Raw genomic sequence first — 16,312 nt, 5'->3', positions numbered from 1 at the left:
GCGGGCGTCTTGCCCGCTTTGTCCTGACAGTTTTAGTGATAGTTTTTTGAGTGATAAACATGTCTTATACTACTTTTAGCAGAAATCATAATAACCAAATGCAAGAGCCAATGTTTTTTGGTCAAACCGTTAACGTGTCACGTTACGATCAACAAAAATACCCTATTTTTGAAAAGCTGATTGAAAAACAATTGTCTTTCTTTTGGCGTCCTGAAGAAGTTGACGTAAGTAAAGACCGTTTAGACTTTCAAGCGCTTCCCGAACACGAAAAGCATATCTTTTTAAGTAACTTAAAATACCAAACGTTGCTTGATAGTGTTCAAGGCCGTTCGCCTAACGTTGCACTATTGCCAATTGTGTCAATTCCTGAGCTTGAAACATGGATTGAAACATGGGCGTTTAGTGAAACCATTCACAGCCGCTCATACACACATATTATTCGTAACGTAACCCAAGCGCCTGAACTCATCTTTGACGACATTGTTAGCAATGACAAAATTAGTGAACGTGCCGATGCCGTAACCACTTATTACGACGATTTAATTAACTCAGTGTCGCTTTACAACCTTTACGGTGAAGGCAAACATGACATTAATGGTGAAACCGTTGTAGTTAACCTATTCGAGCTGAAAAAGAAATTATACCTGGCGATGATGTCAGTGAACATATTAGAAGCCATTCGCTTTTACGTGAGTTTTGCGTGTTCATTTGCGTTTGCAGAGCGTGAGCTAATGGAAGGTAATGCTAAAATTATTAAGCTTATTGCCCGTGATGAAGCGCTTCACCTTTCAGGCACTCAGCATATTTTAAATATTATGCAAGATGGCAAAGACGACCCTGAAATGGCAATTGTTGCTGCACAGTGCCGTGAAGAAGCAATCAAAATGTTTGTTGACGCTGCAGAGCAAGAAAAAGAATGGGCAGAGTACCTGTTTAAAGATGGTTCAATGATTGGCTTAAATAAACATATTTTATGTCAGTATGTTGAATACATTACCAATGCACGCATGACTGCTATTGGTTTACCAGCACAGTTTGATAATAACAGTAACCCTATTCCATGGATCAACTCATGGCTTGTTTCTGATAACGTGCAAGTTGCTCCACAAGAAGCGGAAATTAGCTCATACCTTGTAGGTCAAATTGATTCACAGGTTGATGCAGCTGAATTTGGTGACTTTGATTTATAATGACTGATAGAACCACTGCAAGTGTCACGCTTGCAGATAACAGCCAGTGCTTAGATTTTACCGCTGGCTGCCCTTCTCTTTTACACTGCTTAGAATCGAATAAAATTAATGCTGCTTACCAGTGCCGTGAGGGATATTGTGGTGCGTGTCGTGCTACGCTTGTCTCTGGTGAAGTAAATTACAATGAAGAACCATTAGCCTTTGTGCGTGATGGTGAAATACTGTTGTGTTGCTGCAAGCCCAATGGTGATATCAGTATTAATTTAAAGTAACTAGCATTGAGGTTAACAAACCACACAGTGTAATGCCTAACAGTTCACTTTATTCACTTTATTCACTTACCTGTTTGCTGCAATTATTACTCAAGTAATCACGATTATAGCCGTGTTATTTACTCTGAATAAGCAGTAGGTACAAATCGGTAATGACCCGTAATTGTATGGGCAAAAAGCATATCGCTCATTTCAGGTCCGCGACCAATATTGTGCACAATAAGCGGGTGACCACTGTCCTGCGATATTTGATTAACAACCATACCTATGTGCGGTAAATTGCCTGGCAGCATCCAAGTGACTATGTCACCGGTTTTATATTCTGCTGCATTAAGCGATTTAGTTAACACTTGTGCATGCCGCTCAAAATAAACCTGTAAGTTAGGTACACGTCGATGATCAATGTTTTTATCTGGCTTGGTTAATCCCCAAATACGCTTAGAAGGATATGCACGAAAATTATTCTGCATGTCTTCATGAACTAACTTTTGTAAATCTATACCAAGCTGTCGATACGATCTAATTATAACATCAGTACACACACCAATATTAGCGGGCACATCGCCACCAGGGTATTCAAGCCTATGATAGGCGCCATCGTAAGTTACTTGTTGCGTTGTTCTGTGTATCAATGCGTTGACAATATCATGATTAAAATCGGCTGCCTTTACATCAAAGGCAAGTAAAACAAGCGGATAGAGAATAAAGCGCGACATATAAATTCCTTTTATAATATTTATTAACTAAAGCTGTTGAGTAATATAGTCAGGAATATTAAATTTATTTCCATTGCTGGTAAAGTGCGCACCAAGTTTATAGGCCATTTTTTCAAGCGGAGCATCATCATAACCACAGGTTTGGATTTCATTGATATAGCGCATAATAAAAGCGTGAGCACCGAGCTCGCGCCATTGAACGACATAAGCCAGCTCATGAAAATGCACTCTTAAATTACGCGCAACATGAGGTAATATGTAATAAGTGTCTTTATAGGTGATCCTGCTACATCCAAAGCCAGCAAATTCGCTAGCAAATGTATTACAGCATATTCTTTGATCAACTACTCGCTATTCGTTTTATCAATCAATTGTTCTATTTGCGCTAGCATGTTTTCTCCAAAAAATTGCTTAGTGACTTAATTTAAGCATAAACATTTAATGACGCAGAATTTGCTTTTATCAAAAAAAAGCGCCAATGGTATTATTACTGACGCTGATTATTAATAATGGCTATAAAGTTGTCTAACCTTCTTCTTCAACCAATGATTCTAATAACTCATGGATCTCTGATTTTAATTCTTTGTCTTCAATTTTATTCGCACTGATTTTAGCATCTTGCAAATTTTTAATTGCCGCTTCTTTATCACCCAGCTCAAGCTGTAAAGTAGCCATAGAAAAGGCAACAGACGACATATGATCTTTGTTATTAATTTCTATCGACTTCTGTAACGCTTTTTCGTAAGTCTCGATAGCTTCTTCTAGCTCTTCGGTAAAATCTGCTAATGTTTCCCACTGAACAGGGTGATCTTTCGCTGTATTTTCGTTTTCAATACAAATAGCTTTTAGCTCAGCATATAAAGATTCAAACTGTTTAGTATCATTTTTATTAGCCGCTGCCATCAGCTTTTCCGCCAAATCGTGAACCGCTTTGTATACTTTAGTATTCATAATTACTCGCTACCTTATTGACGCGCCTTTTTTGACTTATTAAAGACATCGTATTCGAAATATATTCCCTAATAGTACATTATTATTAAGCGCTGCGTTGTTACAAAAGTATTATAAGCGATAAAAACAGAGGTTTAATTTAAAAACCTGGATATTACAGTGCTACAGTTAACACTTAATTTAAGTCGCAATAGTAAATACCTACCCTATGCAAAATTGCAATCAATGCGGTAAATGCTGCACTAAATATGGTGCGGCAGATTTAGATACAAATCAGGATGAAATTGCAATGTGGGCGTTATTTAACCCTGAAATATTTCAATACGTTAAAAACGATAAATTATGGTTTGACCCAACAACGGGTGAGCAATTAACGCAATGCCCATTTTTAGTGCTTGCCAATAGAGCATCTCCTGAAGAAAAAGATAAATATACTTGCAGTATTTATCATGACCGTCCTCAAGATTGCCGACACTACCCAAGTTTAATTTCAGAAATGGTAAATGATGAATGTGAAATGCTTGAACCTGTCGATAAACAAAATCATTTTAAAGCACAAAAAAAGTTAGACATACTAATGATAGACAGTCGCTCTTAAGTTTGACTGTAATAATACCGTGCTAGATTAAATTTATCGCTCTATTGTGTTATTCAACGCAAATTTTAAAGTTATAGTATAACATTGTTGATAGCTTAATTTTGTAGTGTTATATTATATCACAACATAACAACCACGATTCGAAGTAATTATGACTAAGCTAACACTCATATCCTCAGCGCTACTGTCTGTTTTATGTTCTCACTCTGCCCTAGCAGCAACGATTAACGGCACAGTAACAGATACAAAAATGCAACCCATTGCCAACGCCACAATTCATGTTCATGGAAAGTCACAAAGCGTGAAAAGCAATGAACAAGGTCAGTTTAGTATTGACATAGATGCTAAAAGCCAATTACATATTAGTAAAGATAACTACATCGATTCACGTATATCACTTGAGAATGTAGACGATACAATTACTGTTACATTAAAGCCGTCTTCGGTTGAAACTGTGATTGTGTATGCCTCGGCACTGCATAAAAATAGCTTAGAAATGATTTCACCTGTAAGCGTACTATCAGGGGATGAACTAAAAAATAAAGCGAAACCGACCCTCGGTGAAACACTTAAAGGAATACCAGGAGTAAACGCGAGTTATTTCGGCCCTGTCTCTTCAAGTCCGATTATTCGTGGCCTAGGTGGTCCTCGTGTTAAAATTACTCAAAACGGTTTAGATAGCAGTGATGCATCACGTATTGGTCCAGATCACGCAACATCAAGTGATAGCTTAGCCGCTGAACAAATTGAAGTACTACGAGGCCCAAGCACCCTACTTTATGGCTCTGGTGCGATTGGTGGTGTGGTAAATGTGGTTGATAACCGTATTCCAACCAATAATACTGACACACTCTTGGGAGCGGCGCAATACACACACGATACCGTTTCAAATGCGAACACCTATGCTGCAAAATTAGAAACAGGCAGCAATAACTTTAATTTTCATTTTGATGGCACCAAACGCAGTGGTGATGATTATCAAACGCCTCGCTTTAACCTACCGGATGAACATGAAGAAGGTGAAGTACACATTGAGGGCGATGAAGAAACAGCCACTTCAGTTGAAAATACCTTTATCGACAGTGAAACAGTAAACTTTGGTACCAGCTATGTCGGTGAGCATTTAACTGTTGGCTTTTCATACGGCAATATTGAAACAGATTATGGCATTCCTGGGCATTCACATGATCACGGTCATGCCCATGAAGAAGAAGGCGATCATGAAGATCATGCGGATGAAGAACATATAGAAACTCCCGTTTATGCTCATTTAGAGCAAGATCGTTGGCAAGGACTGGTAAGTTATGCATTTCATGATAACTGGATTGAATCTATTAACCTTCGTCTTGGCTACACCGACTATACGCACAGTGAAATTGAAGATGGCGCGATTGGCACCACATTTAGTAACGAAACCACTGAAGCACGTTTAAATGTAGAGCATCAGTTAGGCCAATGGCATGGCATGATTGGCTATCACTATAGTGAATCTGATTACGATGCAATTGGCGAAGAAGCGTTTACGCCTGCAAGTGTCACTACCACTCATGCGTTATATTTACTTGAAGAACGCACATTTGGCGATGTCACCGTAGAGCTTGGCGCCCGCCTAGAAGATTATGATATCAAAAGTGATGTAGATACACATCAGCACAGCCATGATGAACAACCTGTATCGGCAGATGAGACTATTAACTACACCCAAAGCTTTACTAATGTAAGTGCCTCAGCCGGTGCGATTTGGGAGTATACGCCAAGTCACAACCTAGCCGTTAGCTTATCACATTCAGAGCGTGCGCCACTTTCAGCTGAATTACTCTCTAATGGTTTGCATGTTGCCACAGGTACTTATGAGCTTGGTTTGGGCTATCATATTGAAGGGGCCGAAGCGCATTTTGAACCTGAAGAAATTAAACAAGAAACCTCTACCAATCTTGATATTAGTTTACGTCGTTTTAGCGGTGACTTTGGCTACACCGTCAACTTTTTCTATAACGATATTAAAAACTTTTATTATCAACAAAACACCGGATTAGTGTTTGATGAGATGGATGGCTTTGAGTCTGCTGTCAATGGACACAGCGATGCAATTGATGTTTATCAATTTACCAGTAAAGATGCGCAGCTTTATGGTTTTGAATTTGATGCACATTATCAAATAAACCCCAGCGCCATGGTAAAAGTATTTGGTGACTCTACTCGTGCCAAACTAAAAGATAATGAAGGTAATTTACCACGTATCCCTGCCAATAAATTGGGCTCAGAACTACAATATACCCTAGGTAATGCGCAATTTACCTTAACAGGAACCCATTACTTTGAGCAAAATGATATTAGTGCTTACGAAACGGCAACGGATGGCTATACATTAATTGATTTACAAGCCAATTATCAGCTTGATTTAGGTGCAGTGGATACACAGCTCTACTTAAGTGTTGATAATATTACGGATGAGCTTGGTTTCGTGCATAGTTCATTTATTAAAGATACGGCGCCTCTTCCTGGGCGTAACTTCCAATTTGGCGTTAGAGGCTACTTTTAAAACGCGCTCATTTTTAATCAGACAATAAAAAACCGCATTCAAAATAATGAATGCGGTTTTTTTATAACTAAATTCTAATTAAAGAATTGCGTGTAACTCAACGTCAAATACAAGTGTTGAGTAAGGTGCGATTGCAGCACCGGCACCACGTTCACCATAAGCAAGCTCATGAGGAACGTATAAACGCCATTTAGTACCTACTGGCATCATTTGTAATGCTTCAGTCCAACCTTTGATCACGCCACCTACTGGGAATTCAGCAGGTTGACCGCGCTCGTATGAGCTATCAAAAACAGTACCGTTTACTAAAGTACCGTGGTAATCAACACGTACTGTAGACTCTGCAGTTGGCTTTTCGCCTTCACCTGTTGCAAGTACTTCGTACTGAAGACCTGACTCAGTAACTGTAATTTCAGGACGTTTTGCGTTTTCTTCTAAAAATGCAATACCTTCAGCAGCCAATACTTTAGCTTCTTCTTCACGACGAGCTTGGATCTCTTCGTTGATTTTCTCAAATGCAGCTTGGATCTCAGGGATCTCTACTTGAAAAGCACTGCCTGCATACGCATCTTTCATGCCTTCAAATACTGAATTTAAGTTTAAACCTTCAAAAGGGTTAGCCTTAAGTTGCTCACCCATTTGTAAGCCAATACCGTAACTTGCTTTTTCAGCATCTGTAGTAAAATTATCTGACATAATGTGTTATTCACGTTTTGTTAGTTAAAAGACCCGTATATGCTATCACAAAACAAAAGCCGTTTGGGGCTAGTTTTTATTGAGTTTTTCTTTAATTAAACCAATAGCAAAGGTACATACAGGTAAACTGAGCAAAATTCCAACAAGTAAGCTCATCGGCAATAATCCAGCCACGCCGTTCAATAAAAGAGGCACAGCCACTAAACCGATAATGCCAATGTAAAACGCGCCCCACACTGGCCAAAAATGATCGTATTTTGTGATTAAATGCCCGGATAAAAGATTAAACCCGATGCCATATAAGAAAGTCATCATCAGCGCATTATCTGGGTATGCATCAATGGCCATTTTTTGTAATAACGATATGGCACTTTGGTAACAATAACCAAACACAGTCCATAGCAGGATGTGCTTAAGTAAACGTTTAGAAAAGGATAACTCCGGGGACTGTGACATAATAAAGCTCCAGATAGCAAAAAACCGCCAATAAGGCGGTTTTTTAAATAATGGTGGAGAGATAGGGATTTGAACCCTAGAGGGGCTATAAACCCCTGCCGGTTTTCAAGACCGGTGCATTCGACCACTCTGCCATCTCTCCGTACGGCGCGCATAATAAGATCATACGCTTAGCTTGTAAAGCCCTATTTTACTAAAACCGGTTAAATAGTTAAATATTAATCAGGATAGTCATAAACCCTAGTAATATTGTTTAGGTCTGCGGGCAATCCAAGAACATACTAAACACACCAGTAAGCTGGCAGTTAAAAATGCAATACTTTGAAATATTAAATCGAAGCGGTTTAAATCATCACTTGGGATCACAACTAACACAAACGAAGGTAGGACGGTGAATAATAGAACATAGCAGCATATTTTAAAGGCTCTGCCAAAATCAAATCGTCGAGACTGTTGCATCCACCATGTTAGCAGTACTAGGACACCCATCGCAGTTGCAGCAATAAAATGAGCTGCTTGTGTATTCATTGCAACATAAAATGTCGCAAGCGCGCCAACAACACCCCAGATTGACCAAGCAAACCAGTTTTCTTTTTCACGTAAAAATAAATTTCCCATCATTTTCGTCTTCTTTATCGTTATTATTGGTAAGACTTTCCATACATTACCAAAAAACAACCGATTAAAAAACAAACTGAAGAAGATTTATTGCGTATGGTGCTTCCGTGCGCTTCTCGCAGCTACAATATTAACCGCAGTAGTGTAACACGATTAACTTAATGAATTATGACTATGTTGAATATAAAAAGTTCATCCTATTGCTACAAAAAACTAAAATAGTTTTCTGGTTTATGGCGCGGTGACTTTTTACACTCAACTGCTGGCGTCCCTAAATACAAATAACCCACTATTTCATCATCATTGTTTAAGTTAAGCGCTTGTTTAACACTGGGGCTTTGTGCAAAGTAGCCTGTGCGCCAAATACCGCCAAGCCCTTGTGCAAATGCGGCTTGTTGCATAGCCAGCACGCCACAGCCTGCACTTTGAACTTGTTCTATTCTTGGTACTTTTGGATGTTGTTGATATTTTGCAATGGCAATAATGATCATGGGTGCTCTAAGGGGTAACTCTTTAGCACGATTAATTACTTTTTCAGCTTGCTGCTCGGCCAAAGCGCTTTGATAATAAATTTCACCCAACTTATGACGTGCATCCCCTTGAACAATAATATATTGCCAAGGCGCAATACAGCCATGATCGGGAACTCTGAGCCCAGCCTGCTGAATAATGTTTAGTTGTTCTTCATTAGGGCCTGGCTCTGTCAGTTTTGCATCTGACTGGCGGGTTAATAAAAGCTCAATAGCATCCATTATAATTACTCAAAAGACAAAACAATAGCATACCATTGAAACCCTTAGGTTAAAATATAATGGGCACCCCGCTGTTATTATTTGCTTATCAAGAAAGTACCTAGGTTAAAAAGCACACAAATAATATCGCAACCCAAATAGCCGTGTATTTGTGCCATTACAAAGTGGCGCTCGCCTTTTGCGTGTAATACCAATCCGCAATAATACTTAATCATTTTACGGGGCTAAACGTGTCGCTATCTGTGTTAAAAAACTCTCATTTAGAACAACTAAATAGCAAATTTTTTGCCTAGCTATCAACACGTTTTTCCAGCCTCAAAATAGATCACTTAATTAAGCGAATTGGTATAAATAATTAGGTCGAACTAATGAGAGGCTTTATAGATTTAATTTTGCCAGTTAAGCGTTGTAGCCGAGACACCATTGAAAATCGTAATAGCGTATTTATTAGCTATACAAGGAATGGGGTAAGGTAAAAAACAACAATATAAGGGTCTGATTATAAGTTAACTATCTTAAAAAAATAATCAGACCCGTGTACTTACTTAAATTGCATATTAGATACTGCGTGCAACTTGTAAGGCTTCGAATATAGCGCGCTTGGCATCAATAGCCGCTGCTAGTTTAGCGCCACCAATAACATGAACCTTGGCATTCTCTGCTTGCGCCTTAAATAGTTCGTCATTAGACACTTGGCCAATACAAGCAATCACAGTATCAACTGGCAATACTTGTGTTTCGCCAGCAACACTGATAGTTAGGCCGTTTTTATCAAAACGATGGTACTGGCAATTGGCAATTTGCTTAACGCCATGTTGTTTAGCAACTTGACGATGTATCCAACCGGTTGTTTTGCCTAAATCACCACCAAAGCGCCCTTCACTGCGTTTAAGCATATAAAGTTGACGCTCATCTTTATGAGGCTGAGCATCGCACTCTATTCCCCACTGGGTTTTAAAGTCGCTGATACTTTGTGATTTATGTTCACTTAAAAATGCCACCATATCAAAACCGATACCGCCTGCGCCTAAAATCGCAATCGAATTACCAAGTTCAACCTCACCGCGAATGACTTCATCGTAGGCAAAAACACGTTTGTCATCACTACATTCTATAGAGGCTTCACGTGGCCTTACACCCGTGGCAAAAACCACATCATCAAACTGGCTTAGCATACCGTCATCAAATGCTTTGCCTAATTCAACGGTGACGTTTAAACGCTTAAGTTCATTGGTAAAATAAGCCAATGTATGGTTAAAGTCTTCTTTACCTGGTATCTGCATGGCTAAATTAAACTGCCCACCCATATGCTGCTTTTGGTCAATAAGCGTTACATTGTGACCTTTTTGCGCTAAGTAGCAACTTGAAGAAAGCCCAGCAGGACCCGCTCCAACCACTAATACATTTTTAGCTGTTGCGGCTTTTTCTAGAGGGTAATCAAGTTCAAAACCCGCTTGTGGGTTCACTAAGCACGTAGCACGTTTACCTTTAAATACATGGTCTAAACAGCCCTGATTGCACCCTATACAAATATTAATATGTTCAGAGCGCTTGGCTTGATATTTATTAAAAAAATCGGGATCTGCAAGTAAAGGACGCGCCATAGAGATTAAATCAGCCTCACCCGCCGTTAAAATATCATTAGCAATCTCTGGTGTATTAATGCGGTTTACGGCAATAACAGGCACGCTAATGACATCTTTCAAACGCTTTGACGCTTCTTTAAATGCGCCTGGGGGTACCATGCTTGCAATTGTCGGTACCCGTGCTTCATGCCAACCAATGCCAGTATTAAAAATATCAACACCTGCTTTTTCAAGTGCAATAGCTTGTTGTGTTACTTCCTCAGGAGTTGAGCCATTAGGAATTAAATCGATTACAGACAGTCTAAAAATAATTAAAAATTTATCTGAAACTTTAGCTCTTACTGCTTTTACAATCTCAACAGCTAAACGCATTCTATTTTCAAGACTACCACCAAACTCATCGTCTCGTTTGTTTGTATGCGGTGCCATAAATTCATTAATTAAGTAACCTTCAGAGCCCATCACCTCAACGCCATCGTAACCTGCTTTTTCTGCTAAATATGCAGAGTGAGCAAAATCTTTAATGGTTTTTTTGATTGAACTTAAAGACATAGCCTTAGGTTTATAGGGATTGATCGGTGCTTTTATAGCACTTGGTGCTTGATTGAATGGATGATAGGCATAGCGCCCAGCATGCAATAACTGCAGGCAAATTTTACCACCATGTTGATGAACAGCTTGTGTATAAGCACGGTGTTTAAAAACATCATAATAACTATTAAATGATGATGAAATAGGCGTTAACTTGCCGCGAAGATTAGGGCTATATCCCCCCGTAATGAGCATTGCTGTGCCACCTTTAGCACGTGCTTCATAAAAAGCACGTAGGCGTTTACGATTATGCCACCCCTCTTCGAGGCCGGTATGCATTGATCCCATTACTAAACGGTTGCGTAGTTGTGTGTGTTTTAGTTCTAATTTTTGTTCTAACATCATGTGCCCCAATAACTGGTCTAACCTGTGTGCATTTAGTCAATTCTGCTTTAATGACCAACAATAAGCAATATATGAGCAGATTAAACTTAATAATTTTTTAACTTAAAACCTGTTGACTGCGTTTATCTTGACCAATAGCGTGAGTTAAAAGTAGTGACTACAGCCATAATTTCAGTAATTATTTATTAAATAAACACGTGTTTAATTTCAAGTGTAATTGAATTTATAAATGTTTCGTTACGATTTAGCAGTTAAATTTATTTATATTCTACGCTAAGATGGCAATAACGTTTTAGCTGTACCAATTTAAGGAGCTATTTTGATAGCAAAGGTATTTAAAGGTATATGGACGGGGATCAACTTCTCACGTCGTTTAATACTCAACGTATTGTTTTTATTTTTGGTCGTTATTTTTATCGTATCGGTATCAAGTGACGGTGATAAAATTATTGTCGAAGAGGGCTCTGTTCTTAGACTTAACCTTAATGGCCCTATTGTCGAAGAAAAAACCTATATAGACCCTGTTGAAGCCGCTATTAATGATGCAACGGCCAGTGCTGACTCACCCAGTGAAATATTGCTCGACGATGTAGTTGAAGTAATTAATCAAGCAGCACAAGACTCGCGTATAAGCGCTATTTTGCTTGATTTACAAGAAATGCCAAAAGCACATTTAAATAAGCTCAAACAAATTACACAGGCACTTGAAACATTTAAAGCAACCGGTAAAAAAGTGATTGCCTCAGGGTATTACTACACCCAAGCACAATATTACATTGCCGCACATGCAGACGAAATTGCGATGCATCCTTATGGTAGTGTGCTTATTGAAGGCTACGGTATGTACCCGCTTTACTTCAAAGACGCATTAGAAAAATTAGAAGTCACTCAGCATATATTTCGTGTAGGTACCTTTAAATCGGCCGTTGAACCGTTTATCAGAAACGATATGTCAGAGGCAGCTAAAGAAGCTAACCGCGTATGGCTAGGTGCTTTATGGAATGAATATAAGCAAGACGTTAGTGCTGTACGTCCTTTTGATGAGTCAAACTTTGATGAAACAATGGATGTTTATTTAGCTAAAATGCAAGCCGCTAATGGTGATGCCGGTAAATATGCACTGGATAACCAATGGGTTGATTCATTAAAAACCAATCAGCAAATTCGCCAACAATTAATTGAATTGGTTGGAGAAAATGAAGATGGAAAAACATTCAAACAAGTCTCTTTTGGTGAATACTTAAGTTTAGTAAAACCGCCTATTGAATTTGATAACCCTATGACTGAAAAAGTCGCTGTTGTGGTTGCTAAAGGCACCATTGTTGATGGTGAACGCCGTGCTGGTGAAATTGGTGGTGATTCAACTGCAGCCCTCCTTCGCAAAGCGCGACTTGATGACAAGGTTAAAGCGGTGGTTTTACGTATAGATTCAGGCGGTGGCAGCATGTTTGCCTCAGAAGTAATTCGTGCTGAAGTACTTGCACTTAAAGCTGCTGGTAAACCCGTTATTGCATCAATGAGCTCAGTAGCTGCATCAGGCGGTTATTGGATTGCATCGGCGGCCAATGAAATTTGGGCAGCGCCGAGTACAATTACCGGTTCAATTGGCGTATTTGGTACCTTTATGACATTTGAAGATACTCTAGCTAAAATAGGTGTGTATTCAGATGGCGTAGCGACCACCGAATTGGCAGGTTTTTCAATCACTCGCCCACTTAACCAGAAAATGGCTAAAGTTATTCAAATGAGTGTTGAAGAAGCGTATGGACGCTTTTTAGATGTGGTTGCTGAGGCACGTAATATGACCCCAGAGCAAGTTGATAAAATTGCCCAAGGTCGGGTATGGATTGCCTCTCAAGCTCAAGAGCTTGGTTTAGTTGATAAACTTGGTAATAAACAAGATGCGATTAAAGCAGCGGCTGAGCTTGCTAAGCTTAACTATTATGACGTTAAAACAATTAAGCAATCGCTTAGCCCACAAGAAAAAATGCTTCAAGATATCTTCAGCAGTGCCGCCGTTAAATCAGTACTTGGGCTTGAAACACAAAAAACAGCAGTATTAGCCAGCCAAGCTAATCTGCAAAGTGTTATTAAACAATTAAGCAGTGAACTAGAAAACCTAAAAGATTATAACGATCCACAAGGTGTTTATGCCCGCTGTTTAGAGTGTACAGTTGCACAATAGTGCCTTAACAGGCTGTATTGATTAGCAGTTAGCGTTATACTAAGCCCAGTTTTTTTACTGGGCTTTTTTATGAAACGTAAACGCATTTATATCGCTTACACTGGCGGTACCATAGGAATGAAAAAATCAATTCGTGGCTATATTCCTGCTGAAGGGTTTTTAACCGAAACCGTGGTTAATAACGCAGAGTTTAATCGTGAAGAAATGCCATTATTTGATATTCATGAATACTGCCCACTCATAGATTCTTCAGATATGTCACCGACTCATTGGCAACTCATCGCCGATGACATAAAAAGTAAATACCAAGATTACGATGGCTTTGTGGTACTGCATGGCACCGATACTATGGCCTATACTGCATCAGCTCTATCGTTTATGTTTGAAAACTTAACTAAACCTATTATTGTAACCGGCTCACAAATTCCGCTGTCTCAATTACGCTCAGATGGTCAAGTTAACCTTCTTAATGCCATGTATTTAGCGGCTAACTACCCCATTGCAGAAGTCAGCTTATTTTTTAATAATCAGTTGTTCAGAGGCAATCGTGCAACTAAAGCCCATGCAGATGGGTTTGATGCATTCGCCTCACCTAACTTAGAGCCGCTTGCGCTTTCAGGTATTAATATTCAGCTGATCAAAGGGCAATTAAGCCCGTATGTAGAAAATGAACTCCAAGTTACCCCTATTACACCGCAAGCTATTGGCGTGCTGTATTTATACCCAGGGATCAGCAAAGAAGTAGTAAAAAGCTTAGTTAATGGCAATATTAAAGCCCTCGTACTGCTAAGCTTTGGCGTAGGCAATGCGCCACAAGACCCTGAGTTTTTAGATATTCTGGATGAAGCAAGTAAGCGGGGTGTTATTATTACTAATTTAACCCAATGTTTAAAAGGTCAAGTGAACATGGGCGGTTATGCCACGGGTAATGCGCTGTTAAACATAGGCGTGATCAGCGGTTACGATATGACCTTAGAAGCATGCTTAACTAAACTGCATTACTTATTTAGTCAAAACCTAGAAATCGAAACAATTCGCCATTTAATGCAAGATAACCTGCGTGGTGAGCTGACCCGTTAAGTAATCAGTTAAGCGAATAACAAAAAAGGACGCTATATAGCGTCCTTTTTTGTTTACTTAGATTTTATTAACGAACTTTTGCGTCAATATCAACTAAGTCAGTTAAATGACACGTTTCACCACTGTGAGTTTTAATGCCGTGCTCACCAAAGTAATCACGCTGGGCTTGAACTAAGTGCCCATTACTTGGTGTTGTTAGCGTTGCTAAGTAGGTTTGTGTTGCACTAAGCACAGGAAACGCCAGACCCGTCATAACGGCTTGGCCAGTCACTTTACGCATCGCTAATGACTCTTTTTCAAGCGTGTCAATAAACTCAACGCCTTGCGCTACACTATCAAGGTAATCAGCACGGATAATACACCCTGCACGCCATGTTTGTAACGTTTTCGCTAAATCAACTTTCCATTGATGGGTTCGTGAAGCGCCTTTAATTAATGCAAGTCCTTGACGGTATGCCAACAGGCTCGCAAGGGTAAACGCATCTTTAAGCTCGTCTAAATCAATATCAACTTGCGTGGTATTTTGTGCGCTGTACGTCATTTCTTGTGCGGCAGTGGTATTACACGCATTGGTTAAATGACGAGCTTGTACAGCAGCCACTAGCGACGGTACCGCAATACCTAATTCAAGGGCGTTTTGTGCTGTCCATAAACCGGTGCCTTTTGCGCCTACTTTATTGTCAATTAAATCTACAAGCGGCATATTATGCGAATTTTCAAGTGATAAAATATGGCTTGAAATTGACAGTAAATAGCTATTTAGCTGCCCTTGAGACCATTCGTTAAATATCTCTGCAATTTCTTTAGGTGAGCGATTAGTGCCGTGACGAAGTAGCTGATACACTTCAGCAATCAGTTGCATGAGTGCGTATTCAATTCCATTGTGAACCATTTTTACAAAATGGCCGCTGGCTGACTGGCCCACACGCGCAAAACACGACTCGCCTTTATAGCTTGCAGCAACCTTTGTAAACCATGGCTCGACACGCTCCCAGCCACCTTCAGAACCACTGGCCATCATAGCTGGACCGTGACGTGCACCCTCGGCACCGCCTGAAATACCCATAGTGGCAAATTCAAACTTATCTTGGTATTTGAGCTTACGGTTAATACCGTCTTTGTAATTACTGTTGCCACAATCAACAATAATGTCACTACACTGAACACCCGCTTCAATAAGCTCGTTGCAAACCGCATCAACTAACTCACCAGCAGGCACAAGTAATAAAATAGAACGCGGTGCTTCTAAACGCCTAACCATATCCCCTAGATCAGAGACAATGTGAAGTTTATCAGCCATGCCTTGTGATTTAGCACAACTTAGTAATTCTTCACCCGCATTTGGGTTTTTGTCATAAGCGACAAGCGTTATCCCTTTTTCAATCAAGTTCAGGGCAAGATTTTTCCCCATAACGCCTAACCCTACTAATGCAACTTGCATTTAGTGCCCTCCTCGGTAACAACTATTTGGTTAGTAAATTAAAATAATACCGCGTGCATTATACTCAGACCGCAGCCATGAGCAAAGCTACATGCATTTATTACAGTTAAAATAAACGCCGCAATTATATCAAACAACCGCCCTCTCAGGGGAAGAAATAGCAGTGCTATTTAAATTTTTAGATCATTGACGCCCTGTGACACCGGTGTCATAATGATGACATATTCATTTTGTATATAATAGTCGCAATGTTATAAAAATTGCATAAAACTAAAGATTGCTCTTTATTAGTA

15 protein-coding genes and 1 tRNA gene are annotated in these 16,312 nt (G+C 39.5%); 6 read left to right on the top strand and 10 right to left on the bottom strand.

All coding sequences use genetic code 11. The annotated features are described in order from the left end of the window. Positions 1-59 precede the first annotated feature (59 nt). Positions 60-1,190 carry a class Ia ribonucleoside-diphosphate reductase subunit beta gene (gene nrdB, locus MTN96_RS03820; protein ID WP_036982786.1) on the top strand — a complete coding sequence of 377 codons (1,131 nt, stop codon included), beginning with the start codon at positions 60-62 and terminating at the stop codon, positions 1,188-1,190. After that, positions 1,190-1,462, top strand: a complete 273-nt coding sequence (yfaE, locus tag MTN96_RS03815) for a class I ribonucleotide reductase maintenance protein YfaE (protein WP_248530771.1) — start codon at positions 1,190-1,192, stop codon at positions 1,460-1,462. Before nrdB ends, yfaE begins: the two co-directional genes overlap by 1 nt. A 119-nt stretch (positions 1,463-1,581) precedes the next feature. Here yfaE and MTN96_RS03810 read toward each other — a convergent pair whose 3' ends face one another. From MTN96_RS03810 to MTN96_RS03800, 3 genes are all read right to left on the bottom strand, one after another. Further along, positions 1,582-2,178: a DUF1287 domain-containing protein gene (locus tag MTN96_RS03810; RefSeq protein ID WP_138627291.1), complete on the bottom strand. Its 597-nt coding sequence runs from the start codon at positions 2,176-2,178 to the stop codon at positions 1,582-1,584. 27 nt (positions 2,179-2,205) lie between these two features. Next, positions 2,206-2,343 carry a hypothetical protein gene (locus MTN96_RS37250; protein ID WP_248530770.1) on the bottom strand — a complete coding sequence of 46 codons (138 nt, stop codon included), beginning with the start codon at positions 2,341-2,343 and terminating at the stop codon, positions 2,206-2,208. A gap of 360 nt (positions 2,344-2,703) precedes the next feature. Further along, positions 2,704-3,129 (bottom strand): tetratricopeptide repeat protein, encoded by a 426-nt coding sequence (locus MTN96_RS03800; protein ID WP_008112472.1) that lies wholly within the window; start codon positions 3,127-3,129, stop codon positions 2,704-2,706. Between the two features lie 208 nt (positions 3,130-3,337). On the opposite strand from MTN96_RS03800, the gene MTN96_RS03795 reads away from it, so the two are divergent. Beyond that, positions 3,338-3,727 (top strand): YkgJ family cysteine cluster protein, encoded by a 390-nt coding sequence (locus MTN96_RS03795; RefSeq protein ID WP_248530769.1) that lies wholly within the window; start codon positions 3,338-3,340, stop codon positions 3,725-3,727. 151 nt (positions 3,728-3,878) lie between these two features. After that, on the top strand, positions 3,879-6,269 hold the full coding sequence (locus MTN96_RS03790) for a TonB-dependent receptor (protein WP_248530768.1): 2,391 nt from the start codon (positions 3,879-3,881) through the stop codon (positions 6,267-6,269). A gap of 78 nt (positions 6,270-6,347) precedes the next feature. On the opposite strand, the gene MTN96_RS03785 is transcribed toward MTN96_RS03790, so the two are convergent. The 6 genes from MTN96_RS03785 to MTN96_RS03760 all read right to left on the bottom strand — a co-directional run bounded on the left by MTN96_RS03785 (position 6,348) and on the right by MTN96_RS03760 (position 11,310). Next, on the bottom strand, positions 6,348-6,965 hold the full coding sequence (locus tag MTN96_RS03785; protein ID WP_008112467.1) for an FKBP-type peptidyl-prolyl cis-trans isomerase: 618 nt from the start codon (positions 6,963-6,965) through the stop codon (positions 6,348-6,350). Positions 6,966-7,034: 69 nt separating this feature from the next. Then, the gene (locus tag MTN96_RS03780; RefSeq protein WP_036983456.1) at positions 7,035-7,358 is read right to left on the bottom strand and encodes a hypothetical protein; all 324 of its coding nucleotides are present in this window, start codon (positions 7,356-7,358) and stop codon (positions 7,035-7,037) included. Positions 7,359-7,472: 114 nt separating this feature from the next. Then, positions 7,473-7,563, bottom strand: a tRNA-Ser gene (locus MTN96_RS03775). A gap of 98 nt (positions 7,564-7,661) precedes the next feature. Then, positions 7,662-8,039, bottom strand: a complete 378-nt coding sequence (locus MTN96_RS03770; RefSeq protein WP_024601029.1) for a hypothetical protein — start codon at positions 8,037-8,039, stop codon at positions 7,662-7,664. Between the two features lie 203 nt (positions 8,040-8,242). After that, the gene (locus tag MTN96_RS03765) at positions 8,243-8,791 is read right to left on the bottom strand and encodes an NAD(P)H nitroreductase (RefSeq protein WP_036982794.1); all 549 of its coding nucleotides are present in this window, start codon (positions 8,789-8,791) and stop codon (positions 8,243-8,245) included. Positions 8,792-9,348: 557 nt separating this feature from the next. After that, positions 9,349-11,310 (bottom strand): FAD-dependent oxidoreductase, encoded by a 1,962-nt coding sequence (locus tag MTN96_RS03760; RefSeq protein WP_069439418.1) that lies wholly within the window; start codon positions 11,308-11,310, stop codon positions 9,349-9,351. 322 nt (positions 11,311-11,632) lie between these two features. Here MTN96_RS03760 and sppA point away from each other — a divergent pair, with 322 nt between their 5' ends. Beyond that, on the top strand, positions 11,633-13,498 hold the full coding sequence (gene sppA, locus MTN96_RS03755) for a signal peptide peptidase SppA (RefSeq protein ID WP_248530767.1): 1,866 nt from the start codon (positions 11,633-11,635) through the stop codon (positions 13,496-13,498). A gap of 69 nt (positions 13,499-13,567) precedes the next feature. Further along, positions 13,568-14,578 (top strand): asparaginase, encoded by a 1,011-nt coding sequence (gene ansA / locus MTN96_RS03750; protein WP_036982799.1) that lies wholly within the window; start codon positions 13,568-13,570, stop codon positions 14,576-14,578. A 67-nt stretch (positions 14,579-14,645) separates the two neighbouring features. On the opposite strand, the gene gndA is transcribed toward ansA, so the two are convergent. Next, positions 14,646-16,019, bottom strand: a complete 1,374-nt coding sequence (gndA, locus tag MTN96_RS03745) for an NADP-dependent phosphogluconate dehydrogenase (protein WP_036982800.1) — start codon at positions 16,017-16,019, stop codon at positions 14,646-14,648. Between the last annotated feature and the right edge of the window lie 293 nt (positions 16,020-16,312).

The sequence above is a fragment of the Pseudoalteromonas sp. 2CM28B genome (genome assembly GCF_023161935.1).
Note: the sequence above shows the minus strand (reverse complement) of the source record. Positions and strands in the feature narration are given on the sequence as shown.